Below are 16,653 nucleotides of genomic sequence, written 5' to 3' on the forward strand. Positions count from 1 at the left end.
ATATAGTACTTCTCATCTTTTGTTATTTTACTCTAAAGCTTTCTGGAAGTATATTAATGAGCCAAGCTAAAAGGCGCCAGCGCTTTGAAATATATATTTTTCTTTTCTTTTTTAAAATAGAAGTATATATTTCTTCAGCAGCTTTATCAGCAGTAGTTGTCCAAAAGAGCTTGGACTTATCAGCTTGCTTTGTCATTTCTGTATATACCCAGCCAGGCACAACTTCTGTCACATATATTCTTTTGCTTGCTTTAGTTAGTAAAATTCTCAATCCCCTTAAGTAATTTGAAACAAATGCCTTTGATGCACAGTATGCATTACTTCTATCGCTATATACCAAGGAGGACATGGAGGAAATTCCAACTATATGTCCATATTTTTGTTTCATAAAGTACTGGGAAGCTGTATTTGCCATAGCTGCGAAACCGGATATATTTGTAGCTATGGTTTCTTCTTCGTTACTCCAGCTTAGTTCTAGGTTAGGTCTTACAATTCCTGAACTTATAACAATTAAGTCTAGGCCGCCCAGTTCATCAATAAGCTCTTTTAAAAGCTCAATTGCCATATTGGGTTTACAAATGTCTATTTGCTTTATAAATGTTTTGGTTTTTATAGATTTTTGGAGATTTATAAGTCGTTCTTTTCTTCTTCCAGTAATTCCAACTATATAGCCGTTTTCGGCTAGTTTTTTTGCAGTTTCCATTCCTATACCTGAAGTGGCACCGATTACAATAGCTTTTTTCATTATTTTCACCTTATTCTATTCCTTTACTAATTTTATCTAATAGGTTAATAAGTGTTTCTCTTTCGACATCTTCATTTAATGACATAAGAACTTTTTCCCACAGCTCTTTTTCAGCCTCCTCATGCTGATTACTTAGTTCGATACCATCCTTTGTAAGTTCAAGTGCATAGGAGCGTCTGTTTTCTTTATTTATAGTTCTTCTAACTAAATTTCTTTTTTCCAGTCTATCAACTATGCTGGTAAGAGTACTTCCGGGGATATCTAAATACTCTCCAATTTCTTTTAAAGCTGAATTGGGATATTTACTAGCTGCCTTTAGTACACTTAGTTCGCTGCTGGTTATGCCTTTTGGAAACATTGAATCTATATCTCCATGAAGTTGTCTTAAACGTTTATATATACTGTGCATAACAGCATCAAATCTTTTATATTGTTCTTCACTTATTTTATTCATATAATCATTTCCTTTTAGTATTATTTCGATATCGTATTAATTCTATATGGAAATAATATCGCTTTTTATAAAATATGTCAAGGGATTATTTATTTATATAAAAAAGCTCCTATTTAGGAGTTTACTAAATAGGAGCTAAATATTCTAATGTGATGCTAAGTAAGATCTTAACCATTTAAGAGCTGGACGTTCAGTACCATTTGAATTAACTAAATAAGTACCACTATTCCAAGTTTGACCTTGCATATATCCCCATAAAGTTATACCTTTTACATTAGGATTTTGATATAGAACAGGGAACTTTTGTTGATATCTAGCAAGCTGAGTTGAGTCATCGCCAGTCATATCAAGTTCTGATACGTATATTGGTAAACCTGTATTAGATAACATATTTAAAACATAGTTCATTGTTCCTACAGAAACGTTATCCATATTGAAATAGTGACATTGAATTCCTATTCCATCAATTAAACCTTTGCTTTTAAGAACATTTATGATTTTAACATAATTAGCTGCTGCATTAGGATCGCCTATTATGCCATATTCATTAATTAAAAGTTTTGAATTAGGGAAGGCTTTTCTTGCCTGCTGATAAGACCATACAATCCAATCATAACCGGTGGAACCATCTCCGCCTAAAGCATTTTTGTAAGAAGGTTGAGTATGCAGTGGTTCATTTACAACATCAACAAAAGCTGAACCAGAATATCTTTGACCTGCGGCTGCAATCCATTTTGATACTTCAGATTTTTGATCTTGAGGTGAAAGATTTGACAACCAAGTAAGCTGCTGACTTCCCCATACTAAATTATGAAATTTGAATGGCATGTTTTTACTTCTGGCGTAATTATAAATAAGATCTGCGCTTCCCCAGTTATAATTGCCACGACCATATTCAATTGCGCCCCACTTAGTTGCATTTTCTGGTGTAACTTGATTCCAATAGGTATCAAAGTTAGAAGGAATACTTCCTGCTATAATATTTCCTACAAATTTGCTATGTGACATAGCAGCTTTAAAAGTTCCTACACCTGAAATTGAAAGGGCAAGACCTAAAGCTAAGACTCCTGTACATATTTTTGATAATTTTGATTTTAACATAATAACACTCCTTTTTTTATTTAATAATTAATTTTAATGACCATTTAAAAGCTTTTTTTCAAATACATTTAAGGTATCGCCATTTGTAATAACAATACGAGGTAAACCATATTTGTTACTTGTGTCGGTGCTTAAGACGTTTGATACGGAAAAACCAGCTTTATAACCTAAACTTTTAAGGATTGAAACACTATCTGCATCATATGTTCCATAAGGGTATGCCAAGTAAAGTGGAGCTTTATTGGTTATAGACTTAATTTTGGCAGTTGCATTATTGATTGCAGCATACTTTTGGTTATGTGTTAAAGTAGTTAAATCTAAGTGATTTGTAGTGTGATTCTCTACATCAATTCCGTTATAGAAAACAGTTTTAAGCTGACTTGTAGTTAAATGTCCATAGGTATCAATTAGATTTGTGATTGCAAATTCGGCTGCTTTCATATGGTATTTCCTTAAAATAGGATATACATTTGTATAGAAGTCTTCAGTACAATCATCAAAGGTAAGCATAACTGGCTTCTTAGGCATAGGAGCCTTTTTGTTTATAATATTGTAATATTGGTCAATAGAAAGTGTCGTATATCCATTAGCGTTTAGATAATCCATATGCTTTTTGAATTCTGTAAGACTAAATTGATAAAGATTATTAGGGTCTGGATTTGTAGAAACAACATGATATAGAAGAACTGGGACACGTACATTAGTTTCTGCTTTCGCAGATTTTACAGAGTAAGGAATAGATAAAAGTGTCAAGATAAGAATTACAGTGAGTAATTTTTTCATAGTATCATCCTCTCTAAAGTTTTTTAAATGCAAAAAGTAAATGAATGTGTTTACATATATTATAACACATATTTCCATAAATTCTATATTTTTTTTGAAAAGGTATTCAAAAGTTTTAGTTGTTACTTAATTAGAAAAATATTAAGTATTATCTTTGAGTTTTTGTATGAATACACTTGTTATTAAGTCATCTTATTTTGGGGACGTACATACATATAAATTATGTTAATATTAAAAATAAAAAATTTTGTCTTGTACATTTATTGATAGTAATGGTATAGTTATAAAATTAGAGGGATAGAGTAGGAAAATTATATCAGTTTAAAAATTAATTAAAGGAGAAATAGTATGAAAGCAAAAGACGAGACAAATTACTTAGAACGATTCCCACTGTTGTTATCTATAGCAATAGCAATTATCTTTCTACTTGTGCTTAGGGGCGGAATTTTGATTTATTTAATTAAGCCAGCACCATCAGATTATGATGTAATACTTACATCAGATGTTTTAGGAATTATATTTGCATTAATTGTTATGTTTTTATTAAAAAAATTATATATCATAAGAGAAAGAAAGTATGGAATAATAAGAGGAATTTTTGTTGGTGGTTTTCTATTTTGTGTATCTGCGCTAGGAATGCTAAGTGTGTTATCAACTGTTTTGGGTAGAAAGCTTTTACCAATATCTAATATAGTAGTGTTTATTGCAGCTATGGTAGCAGTTGGTATAGCTGAGGAATTTATTTTCAGGGGAATTATACTTAATCTTTTTATTGATAAGTTTGGCAGAACCAAAAAAGGAGTATTAGGTGCAATAATTATATCAAGTATAATGTTTGGATGTGCACATATGAATAATGTGTTTTCAGGCATTTCCCTTAAGGGTGCATTTATACAAGCTATGGGAACTATAATGCTTGGAGCATTGCTTGCAGCTGTTTATTTAAGGACAAGAAACATTTGGGTAGTTGCCATTCTTCATGCTTTTATGGATTTTAGCTCTCTTATAGGAGCTGGGCTCTTTGGTGTAAGTTCCTTTACTAGTCAAGTAAATCAGTATAGCTATGTTAAACTTATAAGTGTTGCTATATATTTAATACCTGTAGTAGTTTTGCTTAGGAAAGAAAAAATGAAAGAAATATTAGAGTCTTAGTTATGAAATATAGCTGTGTACAATATTAATTTGTTGTACACAGCTATATTTTTATATAATTGTAACTACCCTGACTTACTATAATATGAAGATATTTTTATATAAATCAGTAATAGTATACTGATTTATATGGATGATAATAAAATATAGATGTATATATATATAAAATTAAATAAAAAGTTTTACAATAACTATTGACCATGTTAACGTTGATAGGTATAATGTGTAATATAAGGCTTAATTATTGATAACAGAAATGTTAACGTTAACATAAAAATCTTAAGAAAAGAGGTTTTATTTATGAAAAAAATAGTATGCTTAGTCGCATCAGCGGCACTTTCGCTTTCATTATTTTCACTACCTCAGCTAGCAAGTAGTGTTAATGCAGCTAGTGCACCTGTAACTATACAGGTAGCTAGTACAGGAACTAGTGATGATTCAGATGTTTTAAAGTCAGCTATAGCTAAGGCTAATCCTGGAGACACAATTTTACTTACTAGCTCAACTTACAAATTGAAATCACCTATTCTTTTAAATAAGGATGGTGGTACTGGAAATACCATAAAATTAAAAGGGGCAGGTTCAAACAGAGTTAGGCTTGATTTTTCAGGTGAAGCAGATGGAGATAGTTCTTACGGAATTAACATAAAAAATGCTTATTGGGAATTACAGAACTTAGATGTCTACAGTGCTGGTGATAACGGCATAATAATGAAAGGAGCTGCGTCTAATCATAACATTATTACAAATTGTGAAACTGAGAATAATGATGATGCAGGTCTTCAGATTACAGGAGGAGCACATGATAATACAGTTCAAGGCTGTGATTCCTTTAATAATTATGACATAAAAACAAAGGGATCAAATGCAGATGGTTTTGCATGTAAGCTTGGTGCTGGAGCAGGAAATAAGTTTATAAGCTGTAATTCTTATGGTAATGCAGACGATGGTTGGGATTTACTTGGAACTGACGAAGCAGTTACAATAACTAATTGTACAGCTACTAAAAATGGATATTATCATGGAGATCCAACAAATGCCCTTAATAATTCAGGAATGAATGGTGACGGAATAAAGCTTGGAGGTAATCAAAAACCACCAAAGGGAACACATAGATCATTAGGTTCACATGTTGTAACTGGCTGTAAATCTTATGACAATAAGGGTGCTGGATTCTCACAAAACAACAGTGCAGGAAATTTATATCTTAAAAACTGTGATGCTGACAGAAATGGAGCAAACAATATACTAAATGCTAATCAAAAAACTACTAAGTCTAATTTTAATTTCCCGTACAATCCTAATAACGGAAACGTATTTACTTTTGAAAATTGTACAACAACAGGGAAATGTACTATATACTCAGAGGCAAAGGTTATAGGTGGAACTGTATATGCAACAGCTCCTAATAATCCACTTCCAAATATAAATGACTAATTAAAATAAAATATTATTAACTTATCTAATAAAATGGATGCCAACAAAACTGGCATCCATTTTCAATACTTAATATTTAAATCAAAGATTAAACTAGAGGTTTCAGGTTTGAAGACTTCTTGTAGTTTTTTTGAATTTATATTATAACTAAAAACAGCTGTTGGATAACAGGATAAGCCGGCTATGTTTGATTTTTTACTATTTTTTAATACGCCGGTAAAGTATATAGTGTTTCCATCTTCAGAGGCTGCTGCTAAAGGGGGATGTGAAAGCTCGCTGACAATTGAATCTTTTGAGTTTTGTAATGCACTGTTGGTTAATATTGTAGTTAAATTTCCAGTGCTCAAAGTCAATTCGTAAATTCCTAGTCCAGAATTGCCATTTATGTCAGAACCACATATAATAATATTCTTACAATCATGGTCATAAGAAATATTTTCTACCGTCGAAGCTTGCACTTCAGCAACCTGCTTTGAATTACTTCCATTTAAATCTGTTTCAAGTATAGTATGAAGTATTGGAACATTTTTTCCCTTATTTTCATTCCATTTTTGTAACCTTAGGCTACTTGAATCAGTAGACATAATCAATTTATTATTTTTACTATCAAAAGCGTCTACTTCTCTGTCAGAATTGGCACTGTCTATTATGTTTTGAGACTTTGTATTTAAATCTATTTTTCCTACTTTAACCTGTTTTTCATTAGAGCTAGTTAAAAAGAATACAGAGTTATTATCTGAAATTTTAGCATGTGATTTACCGAATTTATCATTAGTAACCCTATGAGTTTGATCATTAGTAAGGTTATGTAAATAAATTTGCCATGGATCATTATCCCCTAAAGCGTCTGCATAGGCTATTTTAGATCCATCATTACTTAAATCTCCGGTGACAGCTACATCTTTATTTTTTATAAGATAATTCTTTGTATTGTTTTTGACATTTATTGATAGTATACTGCCTTTATTGTTTTTGGAGAATGAAGAAATGACAATATTATTATGTGATGGTTTCACTGCTTTAGCTGTTTTATTTTCAAAAGTTGTATTTGCATTATTACATCCAACTAATAAAATTGGTGAAAAACTTATTATTGCAATAAGTTTTTTGTAATTTACTGCAATAATAAGTTTCTTTAAGAGTATGTTTATTTTACCAATAAATTGCACCGTAGAATACTCCATCATCAGTATTTGCAACTTTTGAAAATGATTCTTGTGACATATCTAAGATTCTTCCACTTACATATGGTCCTCTATCTAAAATTCTAACACTGGTTGATGCCCAGTTATTATTTTCATTATAAACTGATACTTGTGTATAGAAAGGTAGAGTTTTGTGTGCAGCACCGTCAGATGCTTGGTCGCCAGAAGCTGTACCACCAGACCATATATCATACCATGAAACATAACCTTGTTCTTCATTTGAATCTGAAGCCTTAAGAACTTTATTAGCTTGTACACTTTTAGCAGCGCTAGAGTTGCCAACAACAACTGGAGCACCTAATGCGTCATAAACTACAGTCATATTAGACTTAATTTCAGGAAGATCAGTAGATGCGGTAGTGTTTACTTTTGCTGATGCTTTTAAAGTGTTCTTTACAGCGCCTTGTTTAACTACCTTCATTTGCTTGTTTGAGTTATACTGTATTACGGTTCCTGGAGTCATGTGAGAAGGTACTTTTTTTGTATCAAGATTTTTAGCAAAAACTGAAGTTGATTGAGCCACACATAATAATGTCATTAAACATACAAAAGATTTAGCTTTTTTCATAAATAAATCCTCCCATATTTTTGCATTTCATACTACTTATTGTAATATGCTCTTACATATTACCACATAATGTATTATATGTAAAATAATAATGTGCTATATATTTTGACTAGTTGCGATATTTTTACACATTTTATGACAAAAAATATGGAATACGCAAGGAAAAATAGATATAATTTTTGTATGTAAACATATTTATGTTAATATATTGTCCGTTTTTGTATGTAATTTAAAAGTTCATTAAATCAAAATATACTTTAAAATTGCGCTCATTAAAAAGCACTCGTTAAGCAGCGAGTGTTTTTAGTGGATAAAGATTAAGTTTTACAATTTAGTAAGAAAATAATGATAAATATGTGAATGATACTTAGCTGCGAGCTTTATTTAATATTATTTCAATGATTCAACAACTTTTTCAAATTGTATTTTGTCCCAGATTACTGGCACAGGATAGCTAGGATTAGCTTCCTTCATAGCTCTATTAATGATTTCAGGAATATCTTCTTTTTTTATAGAATCTAATTTATCAGGAATCTCCATAGATTGATTCATTTTCCTAATTGACAAGATAAAATTTTTAGCTTTTTCCATCTGAGTTTTTCCAGGAACACTAGTAGCATCAGCTAATTCAGCAAGATTTTTGTAAATAGCCTCACCGTAAGCTTCTAGCACTACGGGTAATATAACTGCATTTGCCATACCATGAGGAACTCCATACAAACCGCCTACTGCATGTGCAATTGCATGAACATATCCTACGTAGGATCTAGTAAAAGCAACACCAGCATAGTAGGAAGCTTTTAACATATTTTCACGCACTTCTATGTGTTTTCCATTATCATAGGCTTTTTTAAGATTTTCAAATATTAGTTTGACAGCATCTAAAGCATATTTTCTTGATTCTTTAGAACTATATTTATTGGTATATGCTTCAACTGCATGTGTAAGAGCATCCATTCCTGTGATTGCTGTGAGATTTTTGGGAAGTCCACAGGTTAATTCAGGATCTAGTACTGCGTATTTTGGAATTAGACATAAATCGCTTACCGCATATTTTAGGTGAGTTGAACTGTCTGTTACAACTGCAGCTACTGTTGTTTCTGATCCGGTACCGGCAGTTGTAGGAACAGTGTATAGTGGAGGAAGCTCTTTTCTGATTTTCATAAGACCTGCCATTTGACTTACACTTTTTTTCGGTTTTACAATTCTAGCACCAGTAACCTTAGCGCAGTCCATTACAGAACCACCACCTACTGCTATGATTCCTTCGCAAGCTTCTTTTTTATAGAACTTTACAACAGCCTCGATACATTCAATGGTTGGATCAGGTTGTACATCATCATATATTACATAAGATATATTTTCTTTTTTTAACTCATCAAACATTTCATTTAAACTGCCGCGCTTTATTGATCCAGCAGTTGTAATAACTAAGACCTTTTTTACACCGTCATTTTTTACCTTATAAGGCAGTTTACAGATACTTTTGCTTCCAGATATGATGTTCGGCATACGCCAAGGAAGAAGTCTTTGAGCCTTACTAAACATATATTGCTGAAGACGATAATATGTATTTTTCAATTTGAGAGTCTCCTTTCTTTCTGGTAACCATTAGAAATAGGTTAACTTTTAAAGGTTTTTTATACTGAGGCCTTTTAGGCATACTGTCACTTTATGGTTTATTAGTTAAGCTTATACCTATGTTATACTATCAGGTATTATTTGTAAAGTGTTCTACTGCGCCTATAAATGGAATTAACTTTTTATTTTTGGGGGGATTTATCTAATCCACTCTTTTGGATGACTCATTGACCATTGTAATTCGTCTAAAAGCAGCTTTATATGATAACCATCTACTGTAGCATGATTAACCGTAATAGATAAAGGCAGCGTAATTATACCATTCGTTTCAGTAAATCTACCAGCTTCAAAAATTGGTGCATAATAATTTTTTGCATTTTGTAATTGCATGGATAAACTATTGAAGCTAAACCACGGAATACAAGATATGATATAGTTGTTGGAAGGTGGTGCGTCCTTTGATAACATAATACCATGATTATTTCCGTATTCTCTAATATCCGAAATATAATTTTTATAGAACACCTCAAAATCCTCATTATATTCTGTCCAAAGAAATGTTATTGTTTTATCATCTTCATGAAATATTGGATAAAAAGGAGTTCGACAATCCCAATATCCTAGCATATCGTTTTGAATTGCCATAAGAAATTCTTGATGCCTTCCAATAGCTCTGGTTACTAAATAAACATATGCGGGAAAGAATTTCAAACCCTTATTTTTCAATGTGGCTCTAAGGATTGTAACATCAAGTGTTATGTTAATTGAATAAATAAGTGTTGATACAGTTTTTGTAAAGTAATTATATGTGTGTGCTCTTGGATATGTGTTCATGTCAATAGCGTGAAAATTTGAATTCATATGATTATACCTCTATTTCCGTACAATTAATTTATAATCAAATTATAATCTCATATCGCATACTTTACCTAGCTCATAAATAATTCTGTAGTAAAGTTGTCCGTTCTATGAAAATAAGAACGGTAATTTTTATATCATCTAAATTGATAACATAAAAATTACCGTTTGCTTTTATATTATTTGTTTTTCTTTTCTTATTATTCTTCTAATGCTGTACTCAGTGAGATAAAATTGTTGAGCAAGTTTTTTAACAGACACTCCTTGTTTATATCTATCAAAAATATCTCTATTCCTTTTTTCTAAAATGTCTTTTATACCGCTGTATTCTCCCCAAGCTTTTTTGCTATTGCTTTTTCTAGGAATATATAGATAAATACCATCAGCATAATTCTGAATTAATTCAATAATGTTCTGTGGCAATATATTTTGTGCTTTTTCATATTTCATAGTGTATGCTCCTATCTACATTTAATCTGTAAATATAAAGCAAAGTCCACACAAAAATATTTTAGCCTGTACCAGTCAAAACTAAGCTTCGAACAAGACTTCTCTTATATTTTTATGTAGTCTTTGCACGAAGCTTTGTCTCACAATACATTCTGATACTTGTCGCATACATAGTCACCTCTTTATGTGTTTTATTGTGCTTTGATTTAAAATATTTGTTGCAGTAATCTAAAAACCATTAGCTATAAAATTTTCCTTTAATTTATCACAAAAATCTAAAAATTTAGGAGGAACTTTATCTAAATTCTTTTCTGCAAGAGCTTTTAAGTTATCAGCATATTGAATAAAGTCACCAGGATTTTTATTCTCATTGGAGCTTGAGAGAATATCTTTAGGAATAGGATGAATTCCGTTAATGTCCATTAAAACCATCATATCAGCTATCGGTCCAGTCATATCATAATATGGGCTGCAATCTACATCTTTAAACTCACTTAACGTATCATCAATAACTTTTTTTGCTCTTTGGGCAATAGTGAGATTTTTACTGCTGTCAGAAATATTTATTGTGTCTGAATTTGCAGTTTTTGTAGGTTCGTTTTTAGAATTACTTCTGCTGTTATTATTTTGTGGTGCTACTTCAGTGATATTAACAGTATTTGTTTCTCTGTTATTTATGTAATTAGTTCGCATTTTAATCATAAGTATACCTCCATAAGATGTAGCATAGTATTATTATCGCACTAATACCTAAATTATAAATATATTGATTTATTTGAAAATAATAGTGTATATAAAATTATTATTTCACCTAAATAAGTTCAAAGAGCTTGTTTTCATATTCATACCTCCTTAATATAAATGCCAATGTTTTAACAACCAAAATCCTTAGCAGTAACACTTTTAGTGTAAACTTCATAGTGTATTGTAGGTCCCAAATTTAGTTTAATCTAACTTTCTTAAAGCTATGTAACATTTTGGGGCGATACATGAGGTAAAGAAGGTAGTGTATATATGGATAAGTTAAGTATACGTGAAGACAACTACAATATAAAACATAAAACAATTTCGTTAAATAGAGCTTCAAGTGTTACAAGAAATTTAAAAGGATTATTAAAGTTTTTAGGACCAGCTTTTGTTGTCAGTGTAGCCTACATTGATCCTGGTAATTTTGCTACAAACATTAGTGGAGGTTCCAGCTTCAATTATAATCTTATATGGGTTATTCTTTGGAGTAATTTGATGGCTATATTTCTTCAAACTATGTCTGCAAAATTAGGAATTGCAACTGGCTGCAGCTTACCTGAAATGTGTGCTAAGGTTTTTTCAAAAAGAGCAAATTGGATATTTTGGATTGTTGGCGAGTTGGGTGCTATGGCAACGGATTTGGCAGAGTTTATTGGAGGAACTTTAGGCTTGTATTTATTATTTAGAATACCAATGATTTATGCAGGACTACTTACAGGAGTTTTAACTTTTATAATAGTTTACATGGAAAAGTATGGTCAAAAGATGGTAGAAACCATAATAGCTGCTTTAATAGCTGTAATATGTGTTGCCTATACAATAGAGTTATTTCTTGCCAGGCCAGCGTGGACACAGGTAGGAATGCATACTTTAATTCCGAGTTTACCTAATGGAGAAGCTGTTCTAATAGCGGTTGGTATGTTGGGGGCTACGGTTATGCCGCATGTAATATACCTTCATTCCGAATTGGTTCAGCATAGAAATACAAATTCATCTGATAAAGAAAAGTTGCATCACTTAAAGATGGAGAAAATCGATATACTTATAGCAATGAATATTGCCTTTGTTGTCAATGCGGCAATGGTAATTGTATCTGCAGCCGTATTCTTTAAGCATGGAATAAAAGTAAGTACAATAGAAGAAGCACATAGATCACTACAGCCTTTACTCGGAAATTTATCCAGTGGTGCCTTTGGAATAGCGCTTTTAGCATCAGGATTATCTTCATCCGCCGTAGGAACGATGGCAGGGCAAACTATTATGAAAGGCTTTGTTAATTTAAGCATACCTATAAATTTAAGAAGAATTATAACTATGCTTCCAGCACTAATTATCATAGCTTTAGGTATAAATCCAATGAGAGTATTAGTTTTAAGTCAAGTTGCTTTGAGTTTTATACTTCCGTTTCCTATAATTCAAATGCTTTTAATAGCTGGGCGTAAAGATTTAATGGGAATTTTAGTTAATAAGAAATTTACTAAAATTGTAGGCTTTATAATTGCAACCATGATAATTTTGCTGAATATAATACTTTTATATTTAACCTTTACAGGTCAAACTTAAGGTTTAAAAGGTTTTATTGTAATCAGGATATAGCAAAGATTCAAATTCTATTTTCCGTATAAATCATTGCCGTATCCTGTTAAAGGTTTAATACTATAGTATATTAAGTTTTTATATAAATTATTACTAAAATATAATTATTTAAAAATTGAAGCACTTTGTGATTATACTAGTGCTTTTATTTGTGCTGTGCTAATTGGCCTTATTTCACATATTTAAAGTTGTTTTGAAAATGTTGATTCCAGTAACAGCAGACTAAATAAACTTATGAATCTAACAGCTAATGCATTAAAAAATTTAAAATAAAACAGGAGTTTACTTTTCTAACTCCTGCATGTAAAAATTGTTTTTCATCTTTAAAACTTGATTTTAGCTACGTTATTGATGCTTCATAAATCTCTTTAATGGAGTTTGATAGTGTTTCATTGAATTCTTCGTCTGTTTGATCAATACTTAAGTTCTCAGATAGCGCCCTTGAAAAGCTAGCAATTAAACCATTATTACGGGACAACCTTTCGTTAGCTTCAGATTGACTATAGCCTCCAGACAAAGCTACAATTCTAACAACATGTGGGTCCTTCATTAAATCGCTATAAAAATTATCCTTAGTTGGTATTGAAAGTTTAAGCATTACTTTCGTCTCTTTATCAAGATCTGATAAGTGTTTTGAAATTTCAAGCTTTAAAAGTTCCTCTGATTTTTCCTTATCAGTGCTTTTAATATCAACCTCTGGTTCAATGATTGGAACTAAACCTTGATTAGCGATTTTATCTGCTAATTCAAACTGCTGATCAACAACCATTTTAATACCTTTAGAATTAGCCTCCTTGATAAATGAACGCATTTTTGTTCCAAATATATTTTTTTCTATGGCGGCTTTTAAAAGTTCATCTAAATTAGTTATTGGCTTCATAAGCTGCACACCATTTTCTAGTTCACTCAATCCTTTATCGATTTTTAAAAAGGGTACAATATTCTTTTCATTCCAGAGATAATCAGCCGTGTATTTATGATCAATAGTTCTATACATTGTATTTTCAAATAATATAGCTCCCAAAATATATTTTGAATTGAAGGCTGTACTTTTTATGATACGTTTTCTCATCTCATGAACTAAGTTAAACATCTCTTCATCATTAGAATAACTATTTTCCTTAATTCCATATTGAAGTAATGCTTTTGGAGTACTGCCGCCACTTTGGTCTAGTGCAGCAATAAACCCTTTATCTTTACTTATACGATTCATTTGAGTTTCATTCATTACACCTTACTCCTTCCTTTTTAGAGCTGCATTTTATTTTTACAATATATAGTATAAGCAATGCGCAAACATTTAATTTATGAAATTATATTTAAGTTTTATTGGAATGAAATTAGGGCTATAAGTAAAAGAGTTTGATAAAGCTCCATAATTAATAACAATTTGTGATTATAAGAAAATATTGTATATATATGGGCCTTACTAAAATTGTAATAAATGATACTTACATGGTATACTAATTTTATAATATTTGCTAATAATTAGGCGTTTTACGATATATAATATTAAAAATTATTAATTAACTTAGTGATTTCAAATTATGAGTAAGCTTATTCGTGCATTAATTATTATTAATGTCGGCGTGGGTAAGTACTCTCAAGCAAATGAAAAAATAAGGAGGATCTATAATGGCAAAAATAATTAAACACTTAATAAATACCACAATAGCGGCTGCAATAGTTTTGACCATAGGTACTGGAGTACATGCAGCGCCAATTTATAACCAAAAGCATGAACTAGTACAACCAGACGGAAGTAAGGTAGAAGTTAAGATTACTGGAGACGAGTATTATCAACAAATCGAAAGTATGGATGGATATACTTTATGTAGAGATAAGAATGGATGGATTTGCTATGCACAGTTAAATGGAGATAAAACTGACTATATTTCAACAGGAGCTGTGTATAAGGATAATACACTAAACGATATGAAGCTTTCAATTAAATCTGATAATACAGCAGGAATTAAAAATAAGCTTCAAAAGCATTTAGAAATAAAAAAGGATGCCATAGAAAAGAAAGCTGATGCGGTAAGACAAAAACTTCACGCAATGGACTATAGTCCTAAAGAAATAAAGAAAAACAGCAATAACATTAATGGATTGTTAGAATCTAAAGTTAAAGCATCTAACATAAGCAATGTAAATGGACTAGCTGTTTTAGTAGATTTCCCTGATAAAAAAAGCGATATACCAAAAGCTGATATAGAAAACTTTTTTAACGGAGTAAATTACACAGGGTATGGTAACAACGGTTCAATAAGAGATTTCTACTATGACGTATCTGGCGGAAAGCTTACTTATACAAACAGTGTAATTGGATTTTATACAGCAAAACATCCTAAATTTTATTATGATGATATAAATGAGACTACAGGATCATATGCAAAAGCTGATGAACTTGCAGATGAAGTCTTTGATTGGTTAAAAGCTTCTGGATTTGATGCTTCAAAAATAACAACTGATTCAAATGGATATGCAAAGGCAGTTAATATTCTTTATGCAGGGACAGCTGATGCAGGTTGGGCAAAAGGATTATGGCCCCATCAAGCTTGGTATGGCGGTTCTGATAGTATGAATGGCGTTAAGATACAAAAATACGAGATGTCTGATATAGAAAACGACTTGTCTATATATACAATATGTCATGAAAGTGGACATATGATTTATGGATATCCAGATCTTTATGATTATGATGGAGATTCAGAGGGAACTGGAGGATACAGCTTAATGAGTGGAAGCAGTGATTATAAGAATCCTGTACCACCAGATCCATATTGCAGAAATGTTATATCTGGATGGAATGCACCAATAAGTATGAATTCCTATGGAAGTGGAACTAAATTTGATGCTGTAGCTAATGCTAATGGAAATCAGTACTCATATAGATGGTCAAGCAGTAATCCAAAGGAATATTATTTAGTGGAGAACATTGAGAAAACCGGTAGATATGCTGGTGTTCCAGATTCAGGACTAGCTGTTTGGCATGTAGATGAAGCTGGAGATAATTCTAAGAATAATATGACATCAAATAGCCATTATTTAGTGTCTCTTGAGCAGGCTGATGGAAGGTTTGATTTAGAGAAGAATGTAAATGGAGGAGACACAGGAGATTTATTTAGAGCAGGTTACAGAGATGCCTTTGGAGATAATACTTTTCCAAATTCTAAATGGTGGAATGGAACAGCTTCAGGATTAAATATATCTCAAATTAGCGGTTTGGGAAGTGACATGACCTTTGTTCAATCAGGCTTAGTTATAAACAATCCATATACGAATATAGCAGGACAAGCTACTGCATCAACTTCATATGTGTCTGACTGGGAGAGCATAAGCGCCTTAAATGATGGAAAAGATCCTACAAGCTCAAATGACAGAAGTGGTGCTGTGTATGGAAATTGGCCAAAAACAGGATCTCAGTGGATAGAGTATCAATTTAATAAACCATTTACTATATCAAGTTGTGATGTTTATTGGTTTAAAGATGGACAAGGAATAGATGTACCAGCTTCATATACAATATTATATTGGGATGGCAGTGCTTGGCAGTATGTTAAAAATCCCAAGGGCTTAGGAACAGCTATTAATAAATATAACACAACTACTTTTACTCCAGTAACAACAAATGCTATTGCAATACAAATGGAGTCAAACGGTAATTACTCAACAGGTATACTTGAGTGGAAGGTGTTTGGTAAATAACGTTAAATACAATAATAAAAGATGATTTCTATATTTGTGTAGAAGTCATCTTTTTTAATATTATTGATAGCTATGATTTTTCCTTAAGTAGTAATAATTGTATAGTAGAAAAGTTATTTCTACTATGTTTGTTAAAATACTAACTTAACAATGGGATATACATAATTGCGTATAAATTTAACTAATTAGGAATAAAATATTGTAATAATGATTATCAAGATTTTAAAAAAAATAACGAAACAATATTCAGTACAAGTTTTAATACAAT

The 16,653-nt window shown here is 31.3% G+C and carries 15 protein-coding genes; 4 read left to right on the forward strand and 11 right to left on the reverse strand.

What is annotated here, in order from left to right:
• Positions 1-22: 22 nt before the first annotated feature.
• The 4 genes from CA_RS19475 to CA_RS19490 form a co-directional block, all read right to left on the reverse strand.
• Positions 23-745 (reverse strand): SDR family NAD(P)-dependent oxidoreductase, encoded by a 723-nt coding sequence (locus CA_RS19475; RefSeq protein WP_010890736.1) that lies wholly within the window; start codon positions 743-745, stop codon positions 23-25.
• Positions 746-755: 10 nt separating this feature from the next.
• The gene (locus CA_RS19480; protein ID WP_010890737.1) at positions 756-1,199 is read right to left on the reverse strand and encodes a MarR family winged helix-turn-helix transcriptional regulator; all 444 of its coding nucleotides are present in this window, start codon (positions 1,197-1,199) and stop codon (positions 756-758) included.
• A 144-nt stretch (positions 1,200-1,343) separates the two neighbouring features.
• Positions 1,344-2,300 carry an endo-1,4-beta-xylanase gene (locus tag CA_RS19485; protein ID WP_010890738.1) on the reverse strand — a complete coding sequence of 319 codons (957 nt, stop codon included), beginning with the start codon at positions 2,298-2,300 and terminating at the stop codon, positions 1,344-1,346.
• 33 nt (positions 2,301-2,333) lie between these two features.
• The gene (locus CA_RS19490) at positions 2,334-3,083 is read right to left on the reverse strand and encodes a polysaccharide deacetylase family protein (RefSeq protein WP_010890739.1); all 750 of its coding nucleotides are present in this window, start codon (positions 3,081-3,083) and stop codon (positions 2,334-2,336) included.
• A 348-nt stretch (positions 3,084-3,431) separates the two neighbouring features.
• Here CA_RS19490 and CA_RS19495 point away from each other — a divergent pair, with 348 nt between their 5' ends.
• Together CA_RS19495 and CA_RS19500 are read left to right on the forward strand one after the other, a co-directional pair.
• Complete coding sequence (locus CA_RS19495) at positions 3,432-4,235, forward strand: CPBP family intramembrane glutamic endopeptidase (RefSeq protein ID WP_010890740.1); 804 nt, start codon at positions 3,432-3,434, stop codon at positions 4,233-4,235.
• Between the two features lie 300 nt (positions 4,236-4,535).
• Positions 4,536-5,672 carry a right-handed parallel beta-helix repeat-containing protein gene (locus tag CA_RS19500; protein WP_010890741.1) on the forward strand — a complete coding sequence of 379 codons (1,137 nt, stop codon included), beginning with the start codon at positions 4,536-4,538 and terminating at the stop codon, positions 5,670-5,672.
• A 62-nt stretch (positions 5,673-5,734) separates the two neighbouring features.
• On the opposite strand, the gene CA_RS19505 is transcribed toward CA_RS19500, so the two are convergent.
• From CA_RS19505 to CA_RS19530, 6 genes are all read right to left on the reverse strand, one after another.
• Entirely contained in the window at positions 5,735-6,841 is a 1,107-nt protein-coding gene (locus CA_RS19505; RefSeq protein WP_014519098.1) for a hypothetical protein, read from the reverse strand.
• Positions 6,825-7,445 (reverse strand): septal ring lytic transglycosylase RlpA family protein, encoded by a 621-nt coding sequence (locus CA_RS19510; protein ID WP_010890743.1) that lies wholly within the window; start codon positions 7,443-7,445, stop codon positions 6,825-6,827. The genes CA_RS19505 and CA_RS19510 overlap by 17 nt, the downstream gene beginning before the upstream one ends.
• Positions 7,446-7,835: 390 nt before the next feature.
• A complete protein-coding gene (locus tag CA_RS19515; protein ID WP_010890744.1) occupies positions 7,836-9,026 on the reverse strand; it encodes an iron-containing alcohol dehydrogenase in 1,191 nt (396 codons plus the stop codon).
• A 198-nt stretch (positions 9,027-9,224) separates the two neighbouring features.
• A complete protein-coding gene (locus CA_RS19520) occupies positions 9,225-9,887 on the reverse strand; it encodes a CatA-like O-acetyltransferase (protein ID WP_010890745.1) in 663 nt (220 codons plus the stop codon).
• A gap of 171 nt (positions 9,888-10,058) precedes the next feature.
• A complete protein-coding gene (locus tag CA_RS19525; protein ID WP_010890746.1) occupies positions 10,059-10,334 on the reverse strand; it encodes a CD3324 family protein in 276 nt (91 codons plus the stop codon).
• A 228-nt stretch (positions 10,335-10,562) separates the two neighbouring features.
• Positions 10,563-11,036: a hypothetical protein gene (locus tag CA_RS19530; RefSeq protein WP_010890747.1), complete on the reverse strand. Its 474-nt coding sequence runs from the start codon at positions 11,034-11,036 to the stop codon at positions 10,563-10,565.
• 312 nt (positions 11,037-11,348) lie between these two features.
• Between CA_RS19530 and CA_RS19535 the strand changes: the two genes are divergently transcribed.
• Positions 11,349-12,644: an Nramp family divalent metal transporter gene (locus CA_RS19535; RefSeq protein ID WP_010890748.1), complete on the forward strand. Its 1,296-nt coding sequence runs from the start codon at positions 11,349-11,351 to the stop codon at positions 12,642-12,644.
• Between the two features lie 373 nt (positions 12,645-13,017).
• Here the strand turns inward: CA_RS19535 and CA_RS19540 are convergent, their stop codons facing one another.
• Positions 13,018-13,905: a fructose bisphosphate aldolase gene (locus tag CA_RS19540; RefSeq protein ID WP_010890749.1), complete on the reverse strand. Its 888-nt coding sequence runs from the start codon at positions 13,903-13,905 to the stop codon at positions 13,018-13,020.
• A 407-nt stretch (positions 13,906-14,312) separates the two neighbouring features.
• Here CA_RS19540 and CA_RS19545 point away from each other — a divergent pair, with 407 nt between their 5' ends.
• Entirely contained in the window at positions 14,313-16,385 is a 2,073-nt protein-coding gene (locus CA_RS19545) for a M6 family metalloprotease domain-containing protein (protein WP_010890750.1), read from the forward strand.
• The last annotated feature ends 268 nt before the right edge of the window (positions 16,386-16,653 follow it).

It is taken from the genome of Clostridium acetobutylicum ATCC 824 (genome assembly GCF_000008765.1).
In the GTDB taxonomy this organism is placed as follows: domain Bacteria; phylum Bacillota; class Clostridia; order Clostridiales; family Clostridiaceae; genus Clostridium_S; species Clostridium_S acetobutylicum.